Origin of the sequence: Vibrio cyclitrophicus, assembly GCF_024347435.1 — a bacterium.
Classification (GTDB): domain Bacteria; phylum Pseudomonadota; class Gammaproteobacteria; order Enterobacterales; family Vibrionaceae; genus Vibrio; species Vibrio cyclitrophicus.
This window is the reverse complement of the sequence record NZ_AP025480.1, coordinates 2,932,439-2,958,090: the sequence shown is the minus strand read 5'-3', so window position 1 is coordinate 2,958,090 and position 25,652 is coordinate 2,932,439. Positions and strand designations below refer to the sequence as shown.

The following is a 25,652-nucleotide window of genomic DNA, read 5'->3' as shown; positions in this document are numbered from 1 at the left end:
GACGATGGAAAAGAAATATTTAGTTTTGGCATCCGGTTCTCCACGCCGCAAAGAATTGCTATCTCAACTTGGTTATGAGTTTTCTGTCCTCGTAACCGATGTTGAAGAGTGTAAACATGCCCAAGAAACCGCCGAAGAGTATGTTAAGCGACTATCTTTAGATAAAGCCTTAGCAGCGTTGTCTTTATTGAAAGATAACCCTTCTGAAAAGCAGAATGTCATTTCTAGTTCTGATACTGTAGAGCCTAGTTTTGATAATGCAGCTGTTGGCTCTGAGACCGTCGATCTTAGCTCTGAGCCTATTTATCTTAACTCTGAAACAGTGGTTCTTGGTTCTGACACAGTTGTCGTTAGCCAAGGGCAAGTGCTCGAGAAGCCCACTGATTTTGCCGACTCTAAGCGCATGCTTACTCAGTTAGCGAATGATCGTCACCAAGTGATGACGGCCGTTTCTGTGGTGTCGGAAGAAAAACAAAAGACAGAAATCATTATTACCGACGTATGGTTTAAACCCCTCAGTGAAAAAGAAATAGAACAATACTGGCAAACAGGGGAGCCATGCGATAAAGCCGGTAGCTATGGAATCCAAGGTTTGGGCGGACGCTTTGTTACCCGAATCGAAGGTAGTTATTACGCCGTTGTCGGCTTACCTTTATTTGAAACGGACCAGCTACTGCAAGAATTCTTATAATTACTAATCTGAGGTGCACCATGAGTGCTGAATTGTTGCTGAACGTGACCCCGAGTGAAACTCGTGTGGCCATGATTGAAGGGGGGGCTCTTCAAGAGATCCATGTCGAACGAGATGCTCGACGCGGTATCGTAGGAAATATCTATAAAGGACGTGTAAGCCGTGTACTTCCGGGAATGCAGGCGGCTTTTGTGGATATAGGCCTTGAAAAAGCAGCTTTTTTGCACGCCTCTGATATTGTTCCACACACTGAATGTGTTGCTGAAAACGAAAAGAAGCAATTTCAGGTTCGTGATATTTCAGAGCTTGTCCGTCAAGGACAAGACATTGTGGTTCAAGTCGTCAAAGATCCTCTTGGTACCAAAGGTGCCCGCTTAACCACTGATATTACTTTGCCATCTCGCTATCTGGTCTTTATGCCTGGTGCAAGTCATGTTGGCGTATCTCAGCGAATTGAAAGTGAGTCTGAACGTAATCGTCTTAAAAAAGTCGTGTCTCGTTACTGTGACGAACATGGTGGCTTTATCATCCGTACCGCAGCAGAAGGTGCAGATTCGAATGAGTTGGCTCAAGATGCGGCATTCTTAAAGCGACTATGGTTAAAAGTATTAGAGCGTCGTGGTAAGCACAAAGCTCGTACACGCTTGTACGGTGAGCTGTGCCTAAGCCAACGTATTTTGCGTGACTTCGTTGGTACTGAGTTGAGTAAGATTCAGGTCGATTCTCGTCTAGAGTATGAAAATCTTAAAGAGTTTACTTCTGAGTACGTGCCAGAGCTGACTGACAAGCTTGAGCTGTATGAAGGCGATAAGCCTATCTTTGATATGTACGATACCGAAAACGAAATTCAACGTTCATTGGATCGTAAAGTCGAATTAAAGTCTGGTGGATATCTGATTATCGACCAAACGGAAGCGATGACCACTGTCGACATTAACACTGGCGCATTTGTTGGTCGTCGTAATCTAGAAGAAACCATTTTCAATACCAACGTAGAGGCGACTCAAGCGATAGCTCGACAACTGCGTCTGCGTAACTTAGGTGGCATCATCATTATCGACTTTATTGATATGTTGTCTGAGGAACATCGTAAGCGAGTACTAACTTCATTAGAAGCTGCGCTAGACAAAGATCGCGTGAAAACCAATATTAATGGCTTCACACAGCTTGGTTTGGTGGAGATGACTCGTAAACGTACTCGTGAAAGTATTGAGCATATTCTGTGTTCAAGCTGCCCCGCTTGTGAAGGCCGCGGCAGCGTGAAAACAGTCGAAACGGTTTGTTATGAAATACTTCGAGAGATCACGCGCGTGAATCGTGCCTACGACGCAGACAAGTTCGTTGTCTATGCCGCAGCCGCAGTCGCTGAGGCGTTAGAGGGCGATGAATCTCATGCGCTTGCTGAGCTTGAAGTCTTTATTGGTAAACAAGTCAAAATCCAGGCTGAGCCTCTGTACATACAAGAGCAGTTTGATGTTGTTATGATGTAATGGATATTTTGTGAGCTCAAGCGCTACTCTGATTCTTCGTGCATGTTTATGGTTAGTGGTTACTCTCTTAGTAACGCTAGCCATTGCCGTGACTACACTTCGTGTAGCCTTACCTAATTTAAACAAATATCAATCTGAAATTGAGGTTTGGGTAAATCAACATTCCGGTTTTGAATTCTCCATTCAAGATGTGGGCGGTTTTTGGCGCAACACTCACCCTTCTATAGCTTTACAAGGTGTTAAAGCCAGCCTTCCTAATGCAGAAGATGTCACTTTCTCTGTTGAGCGTGTTGAAGTTGAGTTTGACTTGATTCAATCGTTCGTTCAGATGCGTCCGGTTGTGGCCGATTTGGTCATGAACCAAATGTATCTTGATATCCGATCTATTGATCTGTTTGCTGGTCAAAACGGCCAACAGAAACCGAAAAAGTCGAATTCTTCAAAGCGGGTTATACAGGAACTGGATAATCTACTCCTGAAAACTTTAGTGGATGTGACGGCTAAAGACTCAACCCTTTTATACCGTGCAATCTCTGATGAAGAACGTCAACTCGACATAGAAACTTTAAAATGGCAAAACTCAGGTAAACACCACCTTGCAGAAGGTGTGGTAAGTATTAAAGATGCCAACTTAAACTCCCTGTCAGTGAGTGCTAACTTTGTTGATGGTGGCTCGCTGACCGATATGTCGGGTGAGTTCTATGTGAGCGCGGATAGCATCTCGATAAAACCTTGGTTAACGCGTTACATGCAGACAGAGTCCGGTGTGGAAACGGGTACGGTGAGTCTTAATAGTTGGTTAACTCTGAAAAACAGTAAGCCAGTGAGCGCTTACGTTGAGGTATTACCTTCTGAACTGACTTGGAATGAAGACGGGCGCCACGATTTGATGATTGAATCTGGCTTGTTTAAACTTTCTCCGTTGGAAAATGGCTGGCAAGTAAATGGTCACTCACTTAATTTAAGAACCGATGACACGCCTTGGCCAGAACTCGATGTTGCATTCAAATGGAACAAAGGTCCGTGGCAACTCAACGTTTCTGAGTTGGATATTGCCACCATTACTCCGCTAATTAAGTTGTTGCCTGATTCCGAGCAATCCACTCAAATGATTAATTCGTTGGCTCCAGGCGGTTTGGTTTCTGATATTCGTGTCTCCATGGATTCAGGCATCGAAAGCTTGCGTTATTCTGCAAGTTTTTCTGATATGGCTATCGAGCAATGGGAGTTAGTTCCAGGCTTTAGCCAAGTGTCAGGCAGTGTTTTTGGTTCAGCATCTGAAGCGAAAGCCAGCTTGCATGTTATTGATGATGTGTTTCCTTATGGCGATGTTTTCCAAGCCCCTCTAAATATCAAACAAGGTCAGGTTGACATTGTTTGGCAGCAGGTTGAAAACGGCTGGAAGCTTTGGTCGGATAAAATCACGGCAGCAACGCCAGATTTACAAGTTCTCGGCGCATTTCGTTTAGATTTTCCAAATGACGCAAGCCCTTATCTTTCTTTTTATGGTGAAGCGGACGCTTACAATGTAGGTGAAACCTGGCGTTATTTACCGACATTGGCACTTGGCCAAGACTTAACTGATTACCTTTCCACGGCGATTCAAGCCGGTAAAGCCGACACCGTTAAATTACTTTGGTATGGTGAATTAGCTCAATATCCGTATACCAATCATGATGGTATTTTCCAAGTTTGGGTTGGGTTAGAAAACGCGAAATTTAGTTTTGATACCGGCTGGCCTTTGATTACCGATCTTCAGCTTGATCTGTTATTTGAAAATGATGCGATGCACTTGGATTCTCGCTCAGCTCAATTAATGGATGTCACTGCAGATCGTATTACGGGGCGTATTCCTTATTTAGGGCAAGGCGGCCATATTGAAATTGAAGCGAAAGCAACCGCGTCTGGCAATGCGGTACGTGATTACATGACAGCTTCTCCACTCGTCGATTCAGTCGGGGCTGCCTTAACGGCGCTTCAAGTGAGTGGCGATGTGTCATCCGAGTTTCAGCTTAATATTCCGTTTGATTCTGAAAAGGAAGCAAGAGCGTGGGGCTATGCTGATCTCAATGGTAACCATGTCGAGATTGAAGCTCCGCCGATGGTACTTGAAAACACCACTGGACGTATTGAGTTTGATAATGATGTAGTGACGGCGAATGGCCTTGCTGCAGATTTACTTAAACAGGGTATCTCTCTTGATTTCAAAGGCTTGAATGATGGCCCGGGCTACGCGGTTGATATCGATGTTCTAGGCGATTGGGATGTTAAACCTCTAGAGCCTTACATTGGTGAACAGTGGCTAAGCCGTTTGTCTGGCCATGCTCAGTGGCAAAGCCAAATTGATATTCAGCTTAACGATATCGGTTTTAGTTACCAATTGGATTTGCAGTCAGATCTTAAGTATTTGGCCAGTGATTATCCATATCCATTGGCGAAAAAGTCATTAGAAAGTGGCTCTGCAAGGTTACAAGCCTCGGGCAACCAAGAAGCGATTACTGCACGTTTACAGCTCCCTAGTACCAAATATCAGGCTGAAATTGATATCACAGGTGATGTTCCTCAGTTAACGGCGACCAATTTAGTGCTTGGTCGAGGAGGTTACAAAATTAGCCCTGTCGTTGGCCATCATGCATTAATTCGTACTGATAAGTTCAATGCTGATGATTGGTTATCGGTCGTGATGGAGCCTGTGAAGCCTTCAAACGCCGTGCTCAGTCAAATGAATACTCCAACTATTCCTGCGCCAAGCCGTGTTACGTTCGAGAGTAAGGAGCTAATTTTAGGTGGCATTCCTTGGAATGATGTCGACTTTAGTGCTCGTAAAAACAAACAAGCATGGCAAATGGAAGTCTCTAGCCAAGAGATCGAAGGAGATATTAATTATCTGCCTCCTTACGATTTAACGGTTTCATTAGATCGTTTACATTTGTTTGTTCCAGAGTGGAGCGATCAGAAAAACCAAGAGCAACTGCTACAACGTAAAGCGCAAGAAGCACCGTTGATCTCTGATTTGGATCGAGAGATCCACGATGCGATGCCGAACCTGAAGTTAACTTTGAACGACTTTTGGCTGCAAGGTTACAAGGTTGGCAAGGTTGATGTTGAAGTGGCTAGGAACGAAGATCGGATAGAGTGGAATAAGATCCAGGTTCGAAGTGGTGGCAATAAAGCCGATATCAGCGGTTGGTGGGAACTGAATGGTGACAAGAGTCATTCATCGTTGGCTGTTGATGTAGAAGGTGAAAACAACAGTGAATTGATGGAACGATTCGGTATTACTTCAGGAATTCAAAAAGCACCATTCGCGTTGGAAGGTCAACTAAATTGGGATGGTTCGCCTTGGGGGATTAAAATGGATACCCTTGATGGCAACGTTAAAACCAAGTTTGGTAAAGGTATTATCTCGGATGTGAGCGGTGCGGCTCGTTTACTTGGCCTGTTTAGCCTAGATTCGATCATCCGCAAGATGCAGCTCGATTTCTCAGACGTGTTTGATAAAGGCATGGCGTTCAACAGCATCACAGGAACGGGTAAGATTCAAAATGGTATCTTTCTGACTAATGACTTAAACATGGATGCCGTTGCTGGTGAGATGAAGATCAGAGGTATCGCTAATCTTAATACCCGCCAGGTGGATGCGGAAGTTAATTTTACCCCAGATATTACCTCTGGCATTCCTGTATTAACGGCCTTTGCGGTAACCCCTCAAACGGCGCTGTACGTATTAGCGGTGACTACGGTTATTTCTCCAGTTGTTGAAGTTTTTACCCAAGTTAATTATTCGGTAAAAGGACCATTGGATTCACCAACGGTGAGTGAGCTTTCTCGTAGCTCTGGTGAGTTTCAGTTACCCGAAAAGCTTAGGAAATTAGCTCAATAGTCGTGAATGCTTGAATAGCTCATACTCGAACAGGTCAATAGACAAATGAGCTAATACTTGAGTTGGTCAATACACTTGCAGATTAACATACGATAAACGCTGTTTTCTGAATCATAATGAATGGAGGAACTATACACATGGATTGTGTTGGGTTGATTCAAATGACATCAGGTCCTAGTCCTGAGTTAAACTTTGATTATCTTGTTCAAGAAGTAGAAAAGTGCAAAGCACTAGGGGCTAAGTGGGTAGTTTGCCCTGAAAATGCATTAGTTTTTGGCAGTAAAGCCGACTATCACCAGTATGCAGAGCCCTTAAATGATGGCCCGTTGCAGAAGAAAGTGTCTGAATTAGCTTCGTTTCATCGAATCTGGATTATTGTCGGTAGCATGCCGATAAGCACGATTGAAGGCGTGACTACAACAACATTGGTGATTGACGACTTTGGCTGCTTAGTTGCACATTACGATAAGTTACATATGTTTGATGTTGACGTGTCCGATGCGCACAAATGCTATCGAGAGTCCGATATTTTCACTCCGGGTGATCGCGTTGTGACGACGGAAACGCCTTTTGGTCGCTTAGGTTTGAGTATTTGTTATGATGTGCGCTTTCCGCACTTGTATTCAGAACTACGCAAGCAAGGTGCGCAGATCATTATCGTACCGGCGGCGTTTACAGCAGTGACTGGTCATGCGCATTGGGAAGCATTATTAAGGTGTCGTGCGATCGAAACACAATCTTGGATTGTCGCGGTAGGACAAGGAGGTAAGCATCCTTGTCAAAGAGAAACATGGGGACACTCAATGGTGGTTGATCCATGGGGACGAGTGGTCGCACAATTAGACCAAGAGCCTAAAAGTATGGTGGTCGAGATAGACATATCCAGTTGTGAGTCAATTAGGCAAAATATGCCGATAACGCAACATTCTCGATTCACCAATCAATTTTAATTACAAATAAGAGCCATTTATGAGCATTAATCAAATTGAAGAAGCGCTACTGAACCCGACAGGGCTTACGGAGCAAAATATCGCAGATACATTGGCGAGCATTGCTACCCGCCAAATTGATTATGCTGATATCTATTTTCAGTCAAGCTGGCATGAATCCTTGGTGCTAGAAGACAGCATCATTAAAGACGGTTCTTTCAATATTGACTGCGGTGTTGGTGTGCGAGCGGTATCGGGTGAAAAAACCGGTTTTGCTTATTCTGATCAAATCCAACTAGACGGTCTTAAGCAGAGTGCGATTGCTGCGCGTGGTATCGCTAAGCAAGGTCAAAACGGCAAGGTACAGGCCTTCAAACGCAATTCTAACCAAGCTTATTACGATGCGGTTAACCCACTCGCTAGCTGGGAAAAACAACAAAAAACAGAATTACTCAAAGCGCTTGATGCTTATATTCGAACTAAAGAACCGATGGTTACTGAGGTTTCGGTGAGTTTAAGCGGTGTGCATGAGCAGATGCTGGTTGCTGCAACTGACGGCACTTATGCTGGTGATATTCGCCCGCTGGTTCGTTTGTCTATTAGTGTACTGGCACAAAAAGGCGATCGTCGTGAGCGCGGTAGTGCTGGCGGTGGTGGTCGTTTTGGTTATGACTTCTTCCTAAGCGATGCTAATGGCTCTCAGGTTGCTTACCAGTTTGCTGATGAAGCGATTCGCCAAGCTCTTGTTAACCTTGAAGCGGTTGCGGCACCTGCTGGTGCAATGCCTGTTGTCCTTGGTTCTGGTTGGCCGGGCGTTCTTCTACACGAAGCAGTAGGCCACGGTTTAGAAGGTGACTTCAACCGTAAAGAGTCGTCAGTATTTTCTGGTAAAGTTGGCGAACAAGTTACATCAAGCCTATGTACGATCGTTGATGATGGTACATTGACTGACCTGCGCGGTTCATTGAACGTTGATGATGAAGGCGTTAATGGTCAGTACAACACGCTGATCGAAAATGGCATCCTAAAAGGTTACATGCAAGATAAGCTTAATGCTCGTTTAATGGATGTAGCACCTACGGGTAACGGTCGTCGTGAGTCTTACGCACATCTTCCGATGCCGCGTATGACAAACACTTATATGCTGCCGGGTGAGCACACACCGGAAGAGATCATTGCTACTGTTGAGAAAGGCATCTACGCGCCGAACTTCGGCGGTGGTCAGGTAGATATTACTTCTGGCAAGTTCGTGTTCTCAGCTTCTGAAGCGTACATGATTGAAAACGGCAAAATTACTCACCCAGTGAAAGGTGCAACGCTGATCGGTTCTGGTATTGAAGCGATGCAGCAAGTGTCTATGGTGGGTAACGACCTTAGCCTAGACCGTGGTGTGGGTGTGTGTGGTAAAGCAGGCCAAAGTGTCCCTGTTGGTGTTGGTCAACCAACATTGAAGCTAGACTCGCTAACGGTGGGTGGTACTGAGTAATTCAGAAGAATCTCTGCCAACTTACTTCAAAAGATTAAATTGAAAAGCGCCTCCAATGTGAGGCGCTTTTTGTTTTTAGATTACGGATTCAGTGTGAGTGTATCGAGTTGCTACATGTTCTCTTCGGCAAACTCTGCCAGTCGGCTACGTACCACGCCATTGAGGTGGATATTGGCACTGCCTTCGAAGTTTTTAAAACGCTCAACCATGTAGGTTAAACCTGAAGTCACAGGGGTTAAGTAGGAAGAATCTATTTGGGCTAGGTTTCCTGAACAGACAATCTTGGTGCCTTCACCACAGCGGGTGATGATGGTTTTGATTTGTGAAGCGGTTAGGTTTTGGCACTCGTCGAGAAGAACGAACGCATTTTGGATCGAGCGGCCACGCATAAAGTTGATCGATTTGAATTGGATATTGGCTTTATCACAGATGTATTTCATTGAGCCTTCTGTGCAATGATCATTTTTGTGTAGCGCCTCTAAGGTATCCGTTACTGCTGCTAACCATGGCAACATCTTTTCTTCCTCGGTTCCGGGAAGAAAGCCAATCGACTCGCCAATATCGGGCGTGTTTCGGGTTACGATGATCTTATCGAAATGTTTACGCTCAATGGTTTGCTCTAGCGCTGCAGCCATAGCTAACAGTGTCTTACCACTCCCTGCAGCCCCCGTTAGGATCACAAGGTCAATATCGGGATCGAGTAGGGCGTCGATCGCCATACCTTGATAGATGTTCTTAGGTGTAATATCCCATGCTCTTCGGTTCATCAACCGTTCACGACTAAGATCTCTCAGAGTGATGGTTTCGGTTTCAATCTCTTCGACCCGAGCGGCAAAGTCACTCTCCTCGTCAATCACATATTGGTTGAGAAAGGTTGGCTCGAAAGGTGCTCTTGCTAGAGTGTGTAACGTCTTTCCCCCTAGAGCCTTACTCTCGACATTATCAATGCCATCCCAAAATGCCCCTTCGAGTTGCTGAAAGCCTTTAGTCAGGTATTGGATATCATCGATCAATTGGTCTGTTTGATAATCTTCAACGAAGCGAACACCTGCGCCTTTGGCTCGCAAGCGCATGTTGATGTCTTTGGTGATGAGAACCACTTCACGTGGCGCGCGTTTGTTTTGAAGGTAGAGGACGGCGTTGAGGATTCGATTATCGCCTGCCTTATCATCAGCGAAGGCCTTAATGCTTTCTTGAAGTTCGTAGTCCGCGAGTATGGAAATACTGCCGGATGCGTTTATTTCTTTAGAGAAAGGAATGCCTTCCGAGATTTGATCGGGTGTGGCTTCCCTGAATAAATCTTCGAGCGTGCGAATCGCAATTCTCGCATCTCGAGCAACGTCTCTTTTACTGTCTTTGATTCTGTCGAGTTCTTCTAGCACGGTCATCGGGATAACGACATCGTGCTCTTGGAAAGAAAATATAGCGAAGGGTTCGTGAAGTAGGATATTGGTGTCTAAAACAAATAGCTTCCGGTTGGTCTCGCCCATAGCATCTCCTTGCCGTCGTACGGCTTGCTTTGCATTCATTGAACGTAGATAAAGCTCATATAAAGATTAGTAGCTCATTCTGGTGATAGTCAACTACTTACCTAAACTTCATCTAGAGGAATATCGACATATCGTTGTGAGTGAATATGGCGTGTTCATTTAAGAGCAGCAATCTGCTACCTATAGATTAACCATGATTTTTTGACAGTTTGATTGCATTGGCGAAAACAGAAAAAAAGTGTGAAATCATCGCCTTTAGGCGTGACCTAAATCACAGCATCGAGTAATATTAGCGACCTTTTTCTGCACCATTTTCTTGAGATATTTATTATCGAGAGCGCACTTAAAAAGTGGCTGCAAACTAGGCATTTTTGGCTATATTTTTAATGCAGGAGCGATAACGCTCTTGTTTAAATTGCAGTTCAAATGACCAAATTCCAACTATAAGATTGAGGTAGTCGATTCATGACATTTGCTTTGGGGCAACGCTGGATAAGCGATACGGAGAGCGATTTAGGTTTAGGTACCGTTGTAGCAATGGATGCTCGTACAGTGACACTAATGTTTGCAGCGTCAGAAGAAAACCGTGTCTATGCACGTACTGATGCTCCCGTAACCCGAGTAACGTTTAATGTAGGCGATGTCATTGAATGCCAAGAAGGTTGGTCTTTATCTGTCGAAGAAATTATCGAAGATAAAGGGCTGCTGACGTATTTAGGTACGCGTGAAGATACTCAAGAAACAGAGGTGACTCTGCGTGAAATCTTCTTAAGCAATCAAATCCGCTTTAATAAGCCGCAAGACAAATTGTATGCGGGCCAAATCGACCGTATGGATAACTTTGTGTTGCGTTACCGCGCGCTAAGCAATCAATATCAACAACACAAGAGCCCAATGCGTGGCTTGTGTGGTATGCGAGCAGGCTTAATTCCTCATCAGCTGTACATTGCTCATGAGGTGGGTCGTCGTCACGCTCCACGTGTTTTGCTGGCCGATGAAGTGGGTCTAGGTAAAACCATCGAAGCGGGCATGATCATCCACCAACAAGTTTTGTCTGGCCGTGCTGAACGTATTCTTATTGTGGTACCTGAAACTCTGCAACACCAATGGTTAGTAGAGATGATGCGCCGTTTCAATCTGCACTTCTCTATCTTTGACGAAGAGCGTTGTATTGAAGCCTTTGCAGAATCAGATAACCCATTCGATACACAACAATATGTTCTGTGTTCTTTGGATTTCCTACGTAAGAGCCGCAAGCGCTACGAACAAGCACTTGAGGGTGAGTGGGATCTGTTGGTTGTCGATGAAGCGCACCACCTTGAGTGGAGCCAAGACAAACCAAGTCGCGAATACCAAGTGGTTGAAGGTTTGGCTGAAAATACCTCTGGCGTACTGCTACTGACAGCAACGCCTGAGCAGCTTGGTCGTGAGAGCCACTTTGCACGTCTGCGTCTTCTGGATCCTGATCGCTTCTACGATTACGAAGCATTCGTTGAAGAAGAAGACCAATACGCACCGGTTGCTGATGCAGTTACTGCACTGTTCTCTGGCGTGAAGCTTGAAAACAGCGCGAAGAACCAGATTACGGAACTGCTTTCTGAGCAAGATGTTGAGCCTTTGTTCCGCATCATTGAAGGTGATAGCAGCGAAGAAGAGCAAGCGTTAGCTCGTCAAGAATTGATTGATAACCTTATGGATCGCCATGGTACAGGTCGTGTTCTATTCAGAAACACACGTGCTGCAATCAAAGGTTTCCCTAAGCGTAATGTAAACCTACTGCCGATGGAAATTCCAACGCAGTACACAACTTCGATGCGCGTATCTGGCATGATCGGCGGCAAGATGGCTCCTGAAGCTCGCGCGATGAAGATGCTGTACCCAGAAGAGATCTTCCAAGAGTTTGAAGGTGAAGACTCAAGCTGGTGGCAGTTCGATTCACGCGTTAACTGGTTGATTGAAAAGATCCAAGACAAGCGCAGCGAAAAGATCCTAGTAATCGCTTCGCGTGCGAGTACGGCTCTTCAATTAGAGCAAGCACTGCGTGAACGTGAAGGCGTGCGTGCAACCGTATTCCACGAAGGCATGTCGATTCTAGAGCGAGATAAAGCGGCGGCTTACTTTGCTCAAGAAGAGGGCGGTGCTCAGGTGCTTATCTGTAGTGAAATCGGGTCTGAAGGTCGCAACTTCCAGTTCGCTAACCAACTTGTGATGTTCGATCTACCGTTCAACCCAGACTTGCTTGAGCAACGTATTGGTCGTTTGGACCGTATCGGTCAGCTTCGAGATATCGACATTCATGTTCCTTACCTAAAAGGTACATCACAAGCGATTCTAGCGCGTTGGTTCGATGAAGGTTTGAATGCGTTTGCAGAGACTTGCCCAACCGGTCGCACGGTTTACGACAAGTACTCAGATGTTCTTATCGAGATGCTAGCTTCTGGTAACACAGAGCAATTGGATGAAGTGATTGAAGAGTCAGCGAAGCTAAACCAAAGCCTGAAATCAGATCTAGAAAAGGGTCGAGATCGCCTACTAGAGATGCATTCAAATGGTGGCGATAAAGCTCATGAGATTGCAGAAAAGATCGCGTCTACTGATGGCGACACTAACCTAGTTTCTTTTGCACTGAGCCTGTTTGACACCATTGGCCTGAACCAAGATGACAAGGGTGAAAATGCGCTAGTTGTAACGCCGTCTGAGCACATGATGGTGCCAAGCTATCCAGGTTTACCTTATGAAGGGGCAACGATTACGTTTGATCGTGATACTGCGCTGTCTCGTGAAGACATGAACTTCATTAGCTGGGAACACCCAATGATTCAGGGCGGTATTGATCTGCTACTGAGTGAAGGTGTCGGTGCATCAGCGGTATCGCTACTGAAAAACAAAGCGCTGCCAGTGGGTACTATCTTGCTCGAGTTGGTTTACCTTGTGGATGCGCAAGCGCCAAAGCGCAGCGGTATCAGCCAGTTCTTACCTAAGACGCCAATTCGTTTGATGATGGATGGCCGTGGTAACGATTTATCTGCTCAGGTTGAGTTCGACAGCTTTAACCGTCAACTAAGCCCAGTAAACCGTCACTTAGCGAGCAAGCTAGTGAACTCGGTACAAGGTGAGATTCACAAGCTAATTGAAGCGGGTGAGACGCACGTACTTCCTAAAGTGGAAGAAGTGCGTGAACAGGCTCAACGAGATATGCAGACTAACCTGAACGGTGAATTAGAGCGTCTACAAGCGCTTAAAGCCGTGAACCCTAATATTCGTGATGAAGAGCTAGAGGTTATCGAAGCTCAAATCAATGAACTGACAGGTTACATCAGCAAAGCTCAGGTTCAATTAGATTCACTACGTTTGATAGTGGTTTCTCACAACTAGTTTTGAATTAGTAAATGCTTTAACAAAAGAAGGCCTTCATGATGAAGGCCTTCTTTTTATCTAGCGTTTGAAAGGTGCAATGGTAAAGGAATTACATTAACCATTTCCACCAAATAAATACGGCTAGGAAACCAAATAGGTAAATAAGACCTGCGACAGACAACCATTTTAGCTTAGTGCCAATCGCGAGCGCTTTTGGAAGCTTTGTTTTACTGACTAAGATGAAGTTAAGCAATGCGAAGAATGGCGTAGTTGCAAAAGCAAGTACCATCGCGAAATTAAGCATAGGCATTAAAGCAGCACTGAAGAACATCACGATGGAGAGTGCTGCGAGAGAGACGATGACGATCCAACCCTGTAGCATTTTTGGGCTGCTTTCTTTTTTAAATAATAGACGTTGTGATTCAGCAAGCACGCGTGAATAACCATCGATAACGGTAATGGTGCTGCCAAAGATACAGAAGAATGCGATCAGAGCGATTAATGGACGAGACCATTCACCAATCGTCGAAGCGTAGATACCCACCAATTGATGAGTGAAGCCAACACCAGAGCGAGACAGTTCAACACCTGAACCGTGAAGGACTAGCGCACCTAAAGCAACGAATACTAAAGCAAGCAGTGCTGTACCAATGTAGCCGACATTGAAATCGAACAGTGCTGATTGAGCGGTCACTTCTTGTTTCTCTTTTTGGCTTTTTAGCCACATAGAAGTGATGCTTGAGATCTCGATAGGAGCTGGCATCCAACCCATGGTTACCACGATAAAGCCGATAGCAGCCAATGACCAAGGCGACGGTGGAACAAAAGCCGCATCAGGTTCAACGGGAGAGCCAATCGCAATGGCGACTGCAGCTAAGGTTGTGATGGTCAGTATCGCCATGATCGATTTAGATAGCGTGTCGAGAGCGCGATAATGGCCAGCGAATAGAATGATTAAGCATGTCGCTAAAACGATCATGCACAATGTGCTGGTGGTCAAATCAAAAGGAACAAAGTAGCTAAGTAAGCTTGCACTGAATAACAGTAAGGCTGCGGTATTCACAACGGCTGAAATAGCACTCAAAATAGAAAAGATCACAAGGTAAGGGCGACCTAAGTTAGAGTAACCTTCCACCAAGCTTTGACCCGTTCCCAATGTATATTGGATGCCGGCTTTAAAGAACGGGTACTTAAATAGGTTCACGAGGATAATAAGAGCGGCAAGTTGCCAGCCATATATCGCACCAGCTTTAGTGGATGCAACTAAATGTGAACCTCCCACAGCAGCTGCTGCCATCATAATACCTGGGCCAAGAGACCGAATTAACGTTGATAGGGGAGCAGAGGTTTGTGCTTTTGTTGTTGTAGTTTTAACCGTACTTTCCATCATTTTTCCTTTGATGCTGACTTCTTATTTTCCGTTCCCCTATCAATACCATGTTTTGTAAGGTCGTCAACTTTTATGTACAAAAAAGACTTAAATTGTATTTTTTAATAAACAACTTGACCATAAGTTATTATTTAACAGTAACTAGAGGCTAGAATGGCGTTAGAACATTACGCACCACCGCGTGACCCCTGGATTGATATTGTTTATCAAGATGACGATATTCTTGTGGTAAATAAACCTGCTGGCTTACTTTCAGTTCCTGGGAGGTTACCAGAGCATTACGACAGTATGTGGAGTCGCCTAGTCGTGGATTTTTCAGGTATTCAGGTGGTGCATCGCTTGGATATGTCGACATCGGGCTTGATGCTGCTCGCTAAACACAAACAAGCTGAGCGTCATTTGAAGAAGCAGTTTCAATATCGACTGACACACAAACTCTATTACGCGCGAGTATGGGGCCGATTGGAAAAAGCAGAAGGTTTGATTGATCTGCCACTCATTTGTGATTGGCCAAATCGACCGAGACAAAAAGTGTGCTTCGAGGATGGAAAACCCTCTCAGACTCGTTATATCGTCGAACAACAAGAGCCTCAAACCACACTGTTGAAGTTACTTCCTATTACGGGTCGTTCCCATCAGTTACGCGTGCACTGCATGGCGCTAGGGAATCCAATTGTAGGCGACGAGTTTTACGCAACGTCAGATGCGTTTAATTATAGCGATAGGTTAGCTTTGCACGCTTGTGAATTGAGTTTTTATCATCCGAGCACCAATCAATTATTCAAAGCCTTTGTCCCTTGTGACTTTTATCCTCAAGCACGACCGCAAATTGAACAGCACTTTGAAATTGCGCCAGAGCTTCCAGACTACAGTAAGCTAAAAGCTTAGAATGACTCAATTGACATAAACTCAAGGACGTACAATGCCGAAGTTGAAAGTGGTCTTTCTCGACAGAGCCACCATCCCATCTCAAATCCATTTAAAACCGCTCAGCTTTGAACATGAGTGGTTGGAGTATGATTTTACAGCTCCCGATCTAGTTGCAGAGCGAGTCCTGGACGCGGACGTGATTATCACCAATAAGGTTGCGCTCAACGCAGACAATTTATCTCAAGCACAACAACTTAAGTTAATAGCGGTTTCTGCGACGGGTGTGAATAACGTTGATGTTGATTACTGCAATGAGAAAAACATAGCAGTGGCTAATACCCAAGGTTATGCGACTCAATCGGTGCCCGAACATGTAATCGCGATGCTATTTGCGTTAAAGCGTAATCTCGTTGGTTACCATCAAGATATTGAAGCTGGTGAGTGGCAAAAGGATAAACAGTTCTGTTTCTTTACCCATCCGATTCAAGATATCGCAGGCAGTACATTGGGCTTAATGGGCAGTGGGAGCTTAGGACAAGCAACTGCCGCACTGGCTAAAGCGATTGGAATGAAAGTGATCTTCGCAGAACGTAAAGGGGCTGATTCTTGTCGAGAAGGGTATCTGCCTTTCGATGCTGTCTTACAGCAAGCCGATGCGATCAGCTTACATTGTCCGTTAACCGAAGCAACTCGCAATTTGATTTCAGAGCCAGAGCTAGCAATGATGAAACCAAGTGCGGTATTAATTAATGCGGGGCGTGGAGGGCTTGTCGATGAACAAGCTTTGGTTGAGGCTTTGGTCAATCATCAGATTGCAGGTGCGGGTATGGATGTGTTTACACAAGAGCCTGCGGACAAGTCGAATCCACTATTGGCTAACAGTCACTTATCCAATTTACTATTAACGCCTCACGTGGCATGGGGCAGTGACAGCTCAATTCAAAAACTGTCGGATATCTTAATGGATAACATCGAGGCATTTGTTGAGGGTAAGCCACAGAACTTAGTGAGTGAGTTCATTCATGATATGAGTGTCTTCATGGACGCTAATTAAGCGTTGCAGAAACAAAAAGGTTGGCTTTTAGGCCAACCTTTTTAGGTGTTTATCTTAACGTTTATCGAACGGGTTAGCCTTGAGGCTTAACCACTAACACATTGATTGGTGAGTTCTGTACGACTTTACTCGCGACTGAACCCAGTACAACTTTGTCGACTTTTGAACGCTTGTGGCTAGGCATGACGATAAGGTCGGCACCAAGTTTTTCAGCGTAATCTAGGATCGTTGTGTAGGTTTTGCCTTCGGCAACATGAACCTTATACACCACTTCATCATCGATGTGCTTATCGGCAAACTCTTTCAGCTGATTTTTAACATCGAGCTTCATTTGGTTCGCCGCATCTTTTGGGAAGTAAGACGCAACCATCGACATGTGAATGCCAGGTAGTACGTTCAGAATATGGATCTCAGCATTGCTGTGTTTTGCGTGCCATACCGCTAGCTCGACAGCTTTGTCTGAAAAGCCTTTGTCGTTAAGATCTACGGGAACAAGGATCTGTCTATACATGTATTCGTCTCTTTTTGAGCAGCGCTAAGTAAACACCAAACGCTGTAATTATCTTTTCCATGTAGTAAAAAAGCCAAATAGAGTAGAGCGCTACTTGGCTCTATCCATTACGCGCTAATCTCATCCTTACGAGCACGCCTTCTTTGGTTCATTGCTAAACCAATCAAAATCAGTAGGGCAGGCAAGAACACCCACTCTTTCATTGGTCGATCTGCATCTTGGATAACGGATTTAATTTCCCAATCAAAGTCAATACCAGCGGCTTCTGCAGGGCTACCGAACTCAACCATATCAACAATCATTTTGTCGTCAGCTTGTGTCAGCATTAAGCCCATTGAAGCAATACGGTCTTCACTTGTTGTTGCAGAATCTTCAAACGGAAGGCGAACTGTCTTCTCAGAATAGTTACCTTCTAAGTTTTCACCACCTACTCTCAATTCAAGTGATTGTCCCACAGATAGATTCTCTGTGATTTGAGCGATCTCAACTCCTGGTGAAAGAACTTTCTCTGGATAGATCATGTCCCACCAGAAACCAGGGCGGAAGAAAGAGAAGGTTAGAATCAACAGCAGTAATGTTTCCCACCACTTGTTCTTAGTAAACCACCATCCTTGTGTTGCTGCTGCAAAGATAAGTACTGCAGTAACAGAGGAGAAGATAGTCAGCGCTAAGTGCCACCAAGAATCAATCCCCATTAACAGTAGTTGGGTGTTGAAAATAAACATGAATGGCAATATCGCGGTCCGGATATCGTAGGTAAAACCTTGAATACCAGTGCGAATTGGGTCTGATTTCGCAATCGCTGCGGCAGCAAAGGCTGCCAAACCTACTGGAGGTGTATCATCCGCAAGAATACCGAAGTAGAACACAAACAAGTGAACCGCAATCAATGGAATGATTAGGCCGTGTGCTGCGCCCAGGGTAACAATGACCGGAGCCATCAAGGTTGAAACAACAATGTAGTTCGCTGTGGTTGGTAAGCCCATACCTAAGATTAAGCTGATTACCGCGGTAAACAACAGCATAAGAATGATGCTACCGCCTGAGATAAATTCAACGAAATCGGTCATAACAAGGCCGATACCGGTCAGAGTTACTACACCTACAACGGTACCAGCAGCCGCTGTCGCTACGCCGATACCGATCATGTTACGTGCGCCTGAAACCAAGCTCTCTGCGAGGTCAACGAAGCCCGCTTTGGTTTGTTCTGCAAGATCGTTCGATTTGTTCATCAGAGTCATCAAAGGACGCTGAGTGATCAAAATGAAGATCATGAAAACTGTTGCCCAAAATGCAGATAGACCCGGAGAGAAGCGCTCAACGGTTAGACACCATACTAGTACGACAATCGGTAGTAAGAAGTGAAGACCTGATTTAATCGTTGGGCCAGGGTCTGGAACCTCAGTAAGCTCAGCATCGATTTCCATGCCGCCTTCAGCGGCGTATTTTGCTGATACGCGAACGAGAGCAACATAAGCGATCAATAGCGCTACTGTCACGATTGGTGTCGCTGCATCGCCAAAGACATCTTTTGTCCAACCTACACCGTAATAAACCGCAGCGCTAATCACACATAGCCCAAGAATGGTACCCGTGAAGGAAAGTAGGCTTTGTACAAGTGTCGGTGTGTGACGGCGAGGTAAACCAGTCATGCCTGCTTTACATGCTTCTAAGTGAACGATGTAAATCAGAGCGATGTAAGAGATTAGAGCGGGCAATAGTGCTGCTTTGATTACTTCTACGTAAGAAATACCCACATACTCAACCATCAAGAAGGCTGCTGCACCCATGATAGGTGGTGTTAATTGACCATTCGTTGAAGCCGCGACTTCTACCGCACCTGCTTTAGTACCTGGGAAACCGACACGCTTCATTAGCGGGATAGTAAAGGTACCTGTGGTTACCACGTTGGCGATAGATGAGCCTGAAACCAGGCCGGATAGGCCAGAAGCGACAACGGCTGCTTTCGCTGGGCCGCCTTTCATGTGGCCAAGTAAGGAAAACGCGACTTTGATAAAGTAAGCGCCGGCGCCTGCTCGTTCTAGCATTGCACCAAACAGTACAAACAAGAATACAAATGATGTTGATACGCCAAGTGCAACACCGAATACACCTTCAGTTGTTAGCCACAGGTGCGACATTGCCTTGTTTAGGCTCGCACCTTTGTGGGCAATAACGTCTGGCATGTGAGGGCCGCCAAAGGTGTAAAGTAGGAATACTGCTGCCACAACCATAAGAGGTGGACCTAAAGCGCGTCGTGTTGCTTCAAGCAGTAGAATCATTCCGAAAACGGCCGCAACAATATCAAATGTTGTTGGTGCGCCCGAACGTTCAGCGAGTTCAGTGTAGAAAATATAGATATAAGAAGCTGAAAAGCTACCAACAAGCGCTAATATCCAGTCGACGGCAGGGATGCGATCCCGAGGCGAATTTTTCATGGCTGGATAAGCGGTAAAGGCTAAGAAAATAGCAAACGTAAGGTGAATTGCTCGAGCTTCAGTGTCGTTTAAAATTGCGAAGTTAAAAATGAACGGCAGCGGAGATGCATACCAAAGTTGGAACAGTGACCAACATAGAGGCACAAACCATAAAATACGGCCTTGGATACCGTGAGGGCTACGCGCACCAGTATCTGATTGTGCCACCATTTCTTGCACATCTGGAGACGGTGTTGTTGTCTGCGTCATGTACTTTATCCTTATTATTGATGGTCTGCCTTTCTTACGAACAACGAGACATTATTTATCCCTTATCTAGTGTAGTGAACTGACAGGTAAATGCGTTTTTGTTCGTCTTTGTCTTAGGCTTGATACGAAGGTAAGTTCTCCAAATTGGAGAAACTTAAAGGTTTGCTCTTTTCACTTGGGTTATTTTTATAAACGTGAAAAGCCAATAAGGAGGGCATGCCTCCTTATTGGTAGAGTAAGCTTAAAGTAAAGTTACTTTAGAAGACCTACTTCTTTGTAGTATTTTACTGCGCCAGGGTGAAGTGGGATAGAGATACCCGCTTTAACCATGTCTTCTTTCTTCAAGTTAGCAAATGCTGGGTGCAGGCGTTTGAATGTAGCGAAGTTTTCAAATACTGCCTTAGCAACGTTGTATGCAACTTCTTCAGAAACGTCTGAAGTCGTTACCATTGTTGCAGCAACACCAAAGCTGTTTACGTCAGCGTCTGTACCACGGTACATACCAGCAGGAACTGTGCTGTAAGCGTAGTATGGGTTTTCAGCTACGATCTTGTCGATCTGTGGACCTGTTGCTGAAACCAGTTTTGCATCACAAGACGTTGTTGCTTCTTTGATTGATCCGTTCGGGTGACCAACCATGTAGATGAATGCATCAATCTTGTTATCACAAAGTGCTTGCGAGCGCTCAGAACCTTTTAGTTCAGAAGCAAGCTTGAAGCTGTCGTTAGTCCAACCCATAGCGTCCATTACAACACCCATGGTTGCACGATCACCAGAGCCTGGATTCCCAATGTTTACACGCTTGCCAGCAAGGTCAGCAACATTGTTGATACCAGCATCGGTGCGAGCGATGATGTTGAACGGTTCTGTATGTAGAGAGAACATAGCGCGAAGTTTCTTGTATTCGCCCTGATCTTTGAACTTACTTGTACCGTTGTAGCCGTGGTATTGCCAGTCCGATTGAACAACACCGAAATCAAGTTCACCAGCACGGATGGTGTTAACGTTGTAGATTGAACCACCAGTAGACTCTACAGAACAACGGATGTTGTGGTCTTTGCGGCCCTTGTTCACTAGCTTACAAATTGCACCGCCAGTTGGGTAGTAAACACCTGTAACTGAACCTGTACCAATTGTGATGAACTCTTGAGCGTTAACTGCGCCAGCGCCCATTACAGCAGCTGCAATAGCACCAACTTTAATCAGTTTGGTAAATGCCATGAATTTCCCTTCCTTTATTCATTATTAACCCTGAAACAAGTGTAGTTGTTTCTGGAGTTTCCTATTTGGAAACGGCACCTTTTTCAATCCATGTGATGAAAAAGTGTCTGAATAATATCAAAAATTGGCAGAAAATTACTCGAATGTTAAAAGATATAGCTAATAAATCTAACAAATGAGGCTTAGATATCGTGTTTAATTTGCTACTGATTTTTTTAAAATCAATGGTTTAGTGTAGATAACAGGGGGAGGGGGGATATATTCTAGGATGTGATTTGGATCACGAAGTAAATAGATATTCATGATCCATTAGTACGGTTGATAGTTATGAAACCGGGAACAATTAGCCAGCGTATTCAAACAGTTCGCATACTGAATCGAACAATTGCTTAGTGGTGACCGTCAAGGTTGGGGTGATGAAGATTGTATCATCGCCTGCGACTACACCCAGTATGCCTTCTGACTTACCTAATGAGTCTAATAAACGAGCGATAAGTTGTGCAGCACCAGGGCCTGTGTGTATCACAACTAATGCATTGTTGTGGTCAATATCTAGTACTAACTCTCTTAAAGAGCTAGAAACTGTCGGAACACCAAGTTCAGCTGGAAGGCAGTAAACCATCTCCATTTTTGCATTGCGAGTTCGAACAGCACCAAACTTGGTTAACATACGCGAAACTTTGGATTGGTTGATGCTTTCAAAACCTTCGTGTTTGAGGGCGTCAACAATTTCACCTTGCGAACCAAAACGTTCTTCTTTTAATAGAGCTTTAAAAGCGCGAACTAAGTTGTCTTGTTTTTCTGTATTGCGCATATGTCATTCTTATTCATTAACAAAGATATTTGCATATTCTCGCATACATATTCAATTTTAGCCAAAGTATCCCAGTAATTTGTTAGTCATATCACTGTAAATTTTTAATAGAATAATGTGTTATTTGCGACGAGTTATTTTGTTATTTCAGTCGATTATCGCCATAATGCGAACTCGCTGTGTAGCACGGTTTTATTGACTTGCGCGAAGTCGCAAAGCTGGCGTTAATTGATTGTAATCACTTTGTGATTAATATAGTTTTTTAACGATAATTTAGCTTTTTAGCCTTAATCTAGCTCAAGAACTACCCTACAAAGAATTTATAAGAGAAAGCTCTCAAGGAGAATAACAATGAAAGTAGCTGTTATTGGTGCCGCTGGTGGCATCGGTCAAGCCCTAGCCCTATTACTTAAGAACCGTCTACCTGCTGGTTCAGATCTTGCACTTTACGACATTGCACCGGTAACACCGGGTGTAGCTGCCGATCTTAGCCATATCCCAACCCCTGTTTCGATCAAAGGTTATGCGGGCGAAGATCCAACACCAGCACTAGAAGGTGCGGATGTTGTACTTATTTCTGCGGGCGTAGCTCGTAAGCCTGGTATGGATCGTGCGGATCTTTTCAATGTTAATGCTGGCATTGTTAAGTCTCTAGCTGAGAAAATTGCAGTTACTTGTCCTACAGCTTGTGTTGGTATCATTACTAACCCAGTAAACACAACAGTGCCAATCGCTGCTGAAGTACTTAAGAAAGCGGGCGTTTACGACAAGCGTCGTTTATTCGGTATTACGACTCTTGATGTGATTCGTTCTGAAACGTTCGTTGCTGAGCTTAAAGATAAAGATCCAGGCGATGTTCGTGTTCCTGTTATCGGCGGTCACTCAGGTGTTACGATCCTTCCTCTTCTTTCTCAAGTTGAAGGCGTAGAGTTCACTGATGAAGAGATCGCAGCGCTAACGACTCGTATCCAAAATGCAGGTACTGAAGTTGTTGAAGCTAAAGCGGGTGGCGGTAGTGCTACTCTATCTATGGGTCAAGCGGCTTGTCGCTTCGGTCTTGCTCTAGTGAAAGCGCTTCAAGGCGAAGAGAACGTGATTGAGTGTGCATACGTTGAAGGCGAAGGCGAGCACGCACCATTCTTCGCACAACCAGTTAAACTTGGCAAAGAGGGCGCAGAAGCGATCCTTAGCTACGGTGAGTTGAGCGACTTCGAACGCAACGCACTAGACAGCATGCTAGAAACGTTAAATGGCGATATTGAGATTGGTGTTGAATTCGCTAAATAAGTGATAGATAACTAAACTCTGCTAAAAAGACAGTTAACGAAAGCCGATCATTGTGATCGGCTTTTTTGATCCTTTAGCTCAAGCGATTCGTAACGGTCTCTATAGCTAAGTTAGAGGAAAAGTTATGTCTAGTGTTCAAAAAGGAATGAATGTCGAATATTTAGGGCGTTTGGGGAAAATATTGGTTATTGATGAACAAGAACAATTTGCCCTAGTGGAGACTTACAGCGGACAATACCAGTACGCAGTGCCAATGGCTGAGCTTGAAGAAATTGAAACTGAGCAGCCGTTATCTCTAGAGTCGAGCAGATATTGATTGGCTTTAACTCGCACAAGACGCTAAAACCAAAAAAGAGCCCTGAGGCTCTTTTGTCTATTTATAGCGTGTCGTTATTCTACTGCTAATGACGTCGGAATCACTTACTACGTTTAACAGCAAGATGTGCGAGCGTAATTAATGCTTGCTTATATTCTGAGTCAGGAAGCACAGCAAGCTCAGTTATGGCTTTATCTGCTTCTTCATAAGCTTTATTTGTAGTGTACTCCAAAGAACCTGTTTCTCTCATAACAGCCATAATATCGTCAAGACGTTCCATGCCATTGGCTTTTTCAATAGCCTCACGAATCATACTTGCTTGTTCTGGAGAGCCATTATGCATTGCGTAAAGTAGAGGCAGTGTTGGTTTGCCTTCGGCAAGATCGTCACCAACGTTCTTACCCATCTCTTTACCATCAGCTGTGTAATCCATCACATCATCAATCAGTTGGAATGCGGTACCTAGATATTTACCGTAGTTCTGCATTGCTGTTTCGATTTCAGGTGACGACTCTGTGAGAATTGCGCCGATTTGTGTTGCAGCTTCAAACAGGCGAGCTGTCTTAGAGTAGATGACTTGCATGTAGCTTTCTTCTGTGGTGTCGGGGTTGTTACAGTTCATCAATTGTTGAACTTCACCCTCGGCAATCACGTTTACCGCTTCACTCATTAGCTCGAGGATCTTTAAAGATCCTAGCGTTGTCATCATCTGGAATGAGCGAGTGTAAATAAAATCTCCAACTAAAACGCTAGCGGCATTACCGAAAGCAGCATTGGCTGTCGCTTTACCACGTCGCATGTCCGATTCGTCGACGACATCATCATGAAGCAAAGTTGCTGTGTGAATAAATTCAATAAAGGCCGCAGAGGTGATATGAGCTTCACCTTGATAACCAAGAGCACGAGCAGATAAAAGAGCAAGCAAAGGACGTAGGCGTTTGCCACCGCCGCTAACGATATAAAAACCAAGCTGGTTGATTAAACTTACGTCAGAATTAAGTTGGGCTTGAATTGTTTCATTCACTTTTGCCATATCATTGGCAGTAAGCGTTTGGATAGCTTTAAAATCCATTGTTCATCCGGCTGAAGTTAGACCCTGTAAGGCTTATACGTTGTATTTAATTGTTGAATAATACACTAAAAAACGTTGATTAATACATCACTTAAGGGCATCATTGCCGCACTTTTCTTTGGCGAACATGTTTTCGCCAATATTTTAAAAATATGGCTTGTCATAGCGCCATGATTCCCGTAGAATCTGCGCCCTATTGATTAGTTTAGCGCACACCCGAGTTGTACAATTAACAACCATAGGCTGTGCGGAAAAAGCGGAGTAAAATATGTACGCTGTTTTCCAATCTGGTGGCAAACAACACCGAGTAAGCGAAGGTCAAACACTTCGTTTAGAGAAATTAGACGTTGAAACTGGTGCAACTGTTGAATTTGATAAAGTTCTTCTTGTTGCTAACGGCGAAGAAATCGCTGTTGGTGCACCTCTTGTAGAAGGTGGTAAGGTTACTGCGGAAGTAGTACAACACGGTCGTGGCGATAAAGTAAAAATCGTTAAGTTCCGTCGTCGTAAGCACTCTCGCAAGCAAGCTGGTCACCGTCAGTGGTTCACAGAAGTGAAAATCACTGGCATTAACGCTTAAGTATTAGGAGAGTTTAACAATGGCACATAAAAAAGCTGGCGGTTCTACTAATAACGGCCGCGATTCAGAAAGCAAACGTCTTGGTGTTAAGCGTTTTGGTGGTGAATCTGTTCTTGCAGGTAACATCATCGTTCGTCAACGTGGTACTAAATTCCACGCTGGCACAAACGTTGGCATCGGTAAAGACCATACTCTTTTCGCTCTTACTGAAGGTAAAGTGAAATTTGCAGTAAAAGGTCCTAAAAACCGCAAGTTTGTAAGCATCGAAGCTGAGTAATTTAATCTTTAACTAGATTATTTATACTAGCTTTCAAGCTGAATTCAAAAGCCCTGCCGATTCGGCAGGGTTTTTTATTTATAGCGAGAATAAAAAAGTAGACGCTCTGGCTTGGGTTTTGAGAAGCTGTATGCCTTTTTGATAAACAGTTCGGTTTTTAAAAAGTAGCTTGGTTTTTAAAACACTTAAAGCAAAGAACCTCTCCTTATTTGTTCCTTGATTGCAGATCGATCTAGATCTTAGGTGA

General features: G+C 44.4%; 19 protein-coding genes. 12 read left to right on the top strand and 7 right to left on the bottom strand.

From position 1 onward, the window contains the following. Positions 1 to 4: 4 nt before the first annotated feature. The 5 genes from OCW38_RS12965 to tldD all read left to right on the top strand — a co-directional run bounded on the left by OCW38_RS12965 (position 5) and on the right by tldD (position 8,479). Positions 5 to 691, top strand: a complete 687-nt coding sequence (locus tag OCW38_RS12965; RefSeq protein WP_261894334.1) for a Maf family protein — start codon at positions 5 to 7, stop codon at positions 689 to 691. A 20-nt stretch (positions 692 to 711) separates the two neighbouring features. After that, positions 712 to 2,181 (top strand): ribonuclease G, encoded by a 1,470-nt coding sequence (gene rng, locus OCW38_RS12960; RefSeq protein WP_010434379.1) that lies wholly within the window; start codon positions 712 to 714, stop codon positions 2,179 to 2,181. 10 nt (positions 2,182 to 2,191) lie between these two features. After that, positions 2,192 to 6,064, top strand: a complete 3,873-nt coding sequence (locus OCW38_RS12955; RefSeq protein ID WP_261894332.1) for a YhdP family protein — start codon at positions 2,192 to 2,194, stop codon at positions 6,062 to 6,064. 137 nt (positions 6,065 to 6,201) lie between these two features. Beyond that, positions 6,202 to 7,014 carry a carbon-nitrogen hydrolase family protein gene (locus tag OCW38_RS12950; protein WP_261894330.1) on the top strand — a complete coding sequence of 271 codons (813 nt, stop codon included), beginning with the start codon at positions 6,202 to 6,204 and terminating at the stop codon, positions 7,012 to 7,014. A gap of 19 nt (positions 7,015 to 7,033) precedes the next feature. Further along, complete coding sequence (gene tldD, locus OCW38_RS12945; protein WP_016788308.1) at positions 7,034 to 8,479, top strand: metalloprotease TldD; 1,446 nt, start codon at positions 7,034 to 7,036, stop codon at positions 8,477 to 8,479. Positions 8,480 to 8,589: 110 nt separating this feature from the next. Here the strand turns inward: tldD and OCW38_RS12940 are convergent, their stop codons facing one another. Continuing rightward, entirely contained in the window at positions 8,590 to 9,969 is a 1,380-nt protein-coding gene (locus OCW38_RS12940) for a PhoH family protein (protein ID WP_010434391.1), read from the bottom strand. Between the two features lie 465 nt (positions 9,970 to 10,434). On the opposite strand from OCW38_RS12940, the gene rapA reads away from it, so the two are divergent. Further along, the gene (gene rapA, locus OCW38_RS12935; RefSeq protein WP_010434393.1) at positions 10,435 to 13,344 is read left to right on the top strand and encodes an RNA polymerase-associated protein RapA; all 2,910 of its coding nucleotides are present in this window, start codon (positions 10,435 to 10,437) and stop codon (positions 13,342 to 13,344) included. Between the two features lie 91 nt (positions 13,345 to 13,435). Here the strand turns inward: rapA and OCW38_RS12930 are convergent, their stop codons facing one another. Continuing rightward, on the bottom strand, positions 13,436 to 14,713 hold the full coding sequence (locus OCW38_RS12930; protein WP_102297357.1) for an NRAMP family divalent metal transporter: 1,278 nt from the start codon (positions 14,711 to 14,713) through the stop codon (positions 13,436 to 13,438). Between the two features lie 156 nt (positions 14,714 to 14,869). Here OCW38_RS12930 and rluA point away from each other — a divergent pair, with 156 nt between their 5' ends. Beyond that, positions 14,870 to 15,604, top strand: coding sequence for a bifunctional tRNA pseudouridine(32) synthase/23S rRNA pseudouridine(746) synthase RluA (gene rluA, locus OCW38_RS12925; RefSeq protein WP_261894323.1), 735 nt, complete (start codon positions 14,870 to 14,872; stop codon positions 15,602 to 15,604). Between the two features lie 34 nt (positions 15,605 to 15,638). After that, entirely contained in the window at positions 15,639 to 16,640 is a 1,002-nt protein-coding gene (locus OCW38_RS12920) for a D-2-hydroxyacid dehydrogenase (RefSeq protein ID WP_261894321.1), read from the top strand. A gap of 73 nt (positions 16,641 to 16,713) precedes the next feature. Here the strand turns inward: OCW38_RS12920 and OCW38_RS12915 are convergent, their stop codons facing one another. The 4 genes from OCW38_RS12915 to argR form a co-directional block, all read right to left on the bottom strand. Next, entirely contained in the window at positions 16,714 to 17,151 is a 438-nt protein-coding gene (locus tag OCW38_RS12915) for a universal stress protein (protein ID WP_193846729.1), read from the bottom strand. A 107-nt stretch (positions 17,152 to 17,258) separates the two neighbouring features. Continuing rightward, positions 17,259 to 19,838, bottom strand: a complete 2,580-nt coding sequence (locus OCW38_RS12910) for a TRAP transporter permease (protein WP_010434408.1) — start codon at positions 19,836 to 19,838, stop codon at positions 17,259 to 17,261. A gap of 252 nt (positions 19,839 to 20,090) precedes the next feature. Then, positions 20,091 to 21,059, bottom strand: coding sequence for a TAXI family TRAP transporter solute-binding subunit (locus OCW38_RS12905; RefSeq protein WP_010434410.1), 969 nt, complete (start codon positions 21,057 to 21,059; stop codon positions 20,091 to 20,093). A 343-nt stretch (positions 21,060 to 21,402) separates the two neighbouring features. Then, positions 21,403 to 21,873: a transcriptional regulator ArgR gene (gene argR / locus OCW38_RS12900; protein WP_010434411.1), complete on the bottom strand. Its 471-nt coding sequence runs from the start codon at positions 21,871 to 21,873 to the stop codon at positions 21,403 to 21,405. Positions 21,874 to 22,224: 351 nt separating this feature from the next. Here argR and mdh point away from each other — a divergent pair, with 351 nt between their 5' ends. Both mdh and OCW38_RS12890 read left to right on the top strand, forming a co-directional pair. Then, positions 22,225 to 23,160, top strand: coding sequence for a malate dehydrogenase (mdh, locus tag OCW38_RS12895; protein WP_010434414.1), 936 nt, complete (start codon positions 22,225 to 22,227; stop codon positions 23,158 to 23,160). Positions 23,161 to 23,284: 124 nt separating this feature from the next. Continuing rightward, positions 23,285 to 23,476 (top strand): hypothetical protein, encoded by a 192-nt coding sequence (locus OCW38_RS12890; protein ID WP_010434417.1) that lies wholly within the window; start codon positions 23,285 to 23,287, stop codon positions 23,474 to 23,476. Between the two features lie 100 nt (positions 23,477 to 23,576). Here the strand turns inward: OCW38_RS12890 and ispB are convergent, their stop codons facing one another. Beyond that, positions 23,577 to 24,548, bottom strand: coding sequence for an octaprenyl diphosphate synthase (gene ispB, locus OCW38_RS12885; protein WP_261894315.1), 972 nt, complete (start codon positions 24,546 to 24,548; stop codon positions 23,577 to 23,579). A gap of 268 nt (positions 24,549 to 24,816) precedes the next feature. On the opposite strand from ispB, the gene rplU reads away from it, so the two are divergent. Beyond that, positions 24,817 to 25,128, top strand: coding sequence for a 50S ribosomal protein L21 (gene rplU, locus OCW38_RS12880; RefSeq protein ID WP_004740823.1), 312 nt, complete (start codon positions 24,817 to 24,819; stop codon positions 25,126 to 25,128). A gap of 19 nt (positions 25,129 to 25,147) precedes the next feature. Further along, entirely contained in the window at positions 25,148 to 25,405 is a 258-nt protein-coding gene (gene rpmA, locus OCW38_RS12875; RefSeq protein ID WP_004735905.1) for a 50S ribosomal protein L27, read from the top strand. Positions 25,406 to 25,652: the final 247 nt, after the last annotated feature.

Excerpts from the sequence above, each read along its gene's own strand:
- rapA (WP_010434393.1), top strand. The coding sequence starts at position 10,435 with ATGACATTTGCTTTGGGGCAACGCTGGATAAGCGATACGGAGAGCGAT.
- argR (WP_010434411.1), bottom strand. The coding sequence starts at position 21,873 with ATGCGCAATACAGAAAAACAAGACAACTTAGTTCGCGCTTTTAAAGCT.
- rng (WP_010434379.1), top strand. The coding sequence starts at position 712 with ATGAGTGCTGAATTGTTGCTGAACGTGACCCCGAGTGAAACTCGTGTG.
- tldD (WP_016788308.1), top strand. The coding sequence starts at position 7,034 with ATGAGCATTAATCAAATTGAAGAAGCGCTACTGAACCCGACAGGGCTT.
- rpmA (WP_004735905.1), top strand. The coding sequence starts at position 25,148 with ATGGCACATAAAAAAGCTGGCGGTTCTACTAATAACGGCCGCGATTCA.
- rluA (WP_261894323.1), top strand. The coding sequence starts at position 14,870 with ATGGCGTTAGAACATTACGCACCACCGCGTGACCCCTGGATTGATATT.
- OCW38_RS12940 (WP_010434391.1), bottom strand. The coding sequence starts at position 9,969 with ATGGGCGAGACCAACCGGAAGCTATTTGTTTTAGACACCAATATCCTA.
- OCW38_RS12950 (WP_261894330.1), top strand. The coding sequence starts at position 6,202 with ATGGATTGTGTTGGGTTGATTCAAATGACATCAGGTCCTAGTCCTGAG.
- OCW38_RS12890 (WP_010434417.1), top strand. The coding sequence starts at position 23,285 with ATGTCTAGTGTTCAAAAAGGAATGAATGTCGAATATTTAGGGCGTTTG.
- OCW38_RS12915 (WP_193846729.1), bottom strand. The coding sequence starts at position 17,151 with ATGTATAGACAGATCCTTGTTCCCGTAGATCTTAACGACAAAGGCTTT.
- mdh (WP_010434414.1), top strand. The coding sequence starts at position 22,225 with ATGAAAGTAGCTGTTATTGGTGCCGCTGGTGGCATCGGTCAAGCCCTA.
- OCW38_RS12910 (WP_010434408.1), bottom strand. The coding sequence starts at position 19,838 with ATGACGCAGACAACAACACCGTCTCCAGATGTGCAAGAAATGGTGGCA.
- OCW38_RS12965 (WP_261894334.1), top strand. The coding sequence starts at position 5 with ATGGAAAAGAAATATTTAGTTTTGGCATCCGGTTCTCCACGCCGCAAA.
- OCW38_RS12920 (WP_261894321.1), top strand. The coding sequence starts at position 15,639 with ATGCCGAAGTTGAAAGTGGTCTTTCTCGACAGAGCCACCATCCCATCT.
- OCW38_RS12905 (WP_010434410.1), bottom strand. The coding sequence starts at position 21,059 with ATGGCATTTACCAAACTGATTAAAGTTGGTGCTATTGCAGCTGCTGTA.
- rplU (WP_004740823.1), top strand. The coding sequence starts at position 24,817 with ATGTACGCTGTTTTCCAATCTGGTGGCAAACAACACCGAGTAAGCGAA.
- OCW38_RS12930 (WP_102297357.1), bottom strand. The coding sequence starts at position 14,713 with ATGGAAAGTACGGTTAAAACTACAACAACAAAAGCACAAACCTCTGCT.
- ispB (WP_261894315.1), bottom strand. The coding sequence starts at position 24,548 with ATGGATTTTAAAGCTATCCAAACGCTTACTGCCAATGATATGGCAAAA.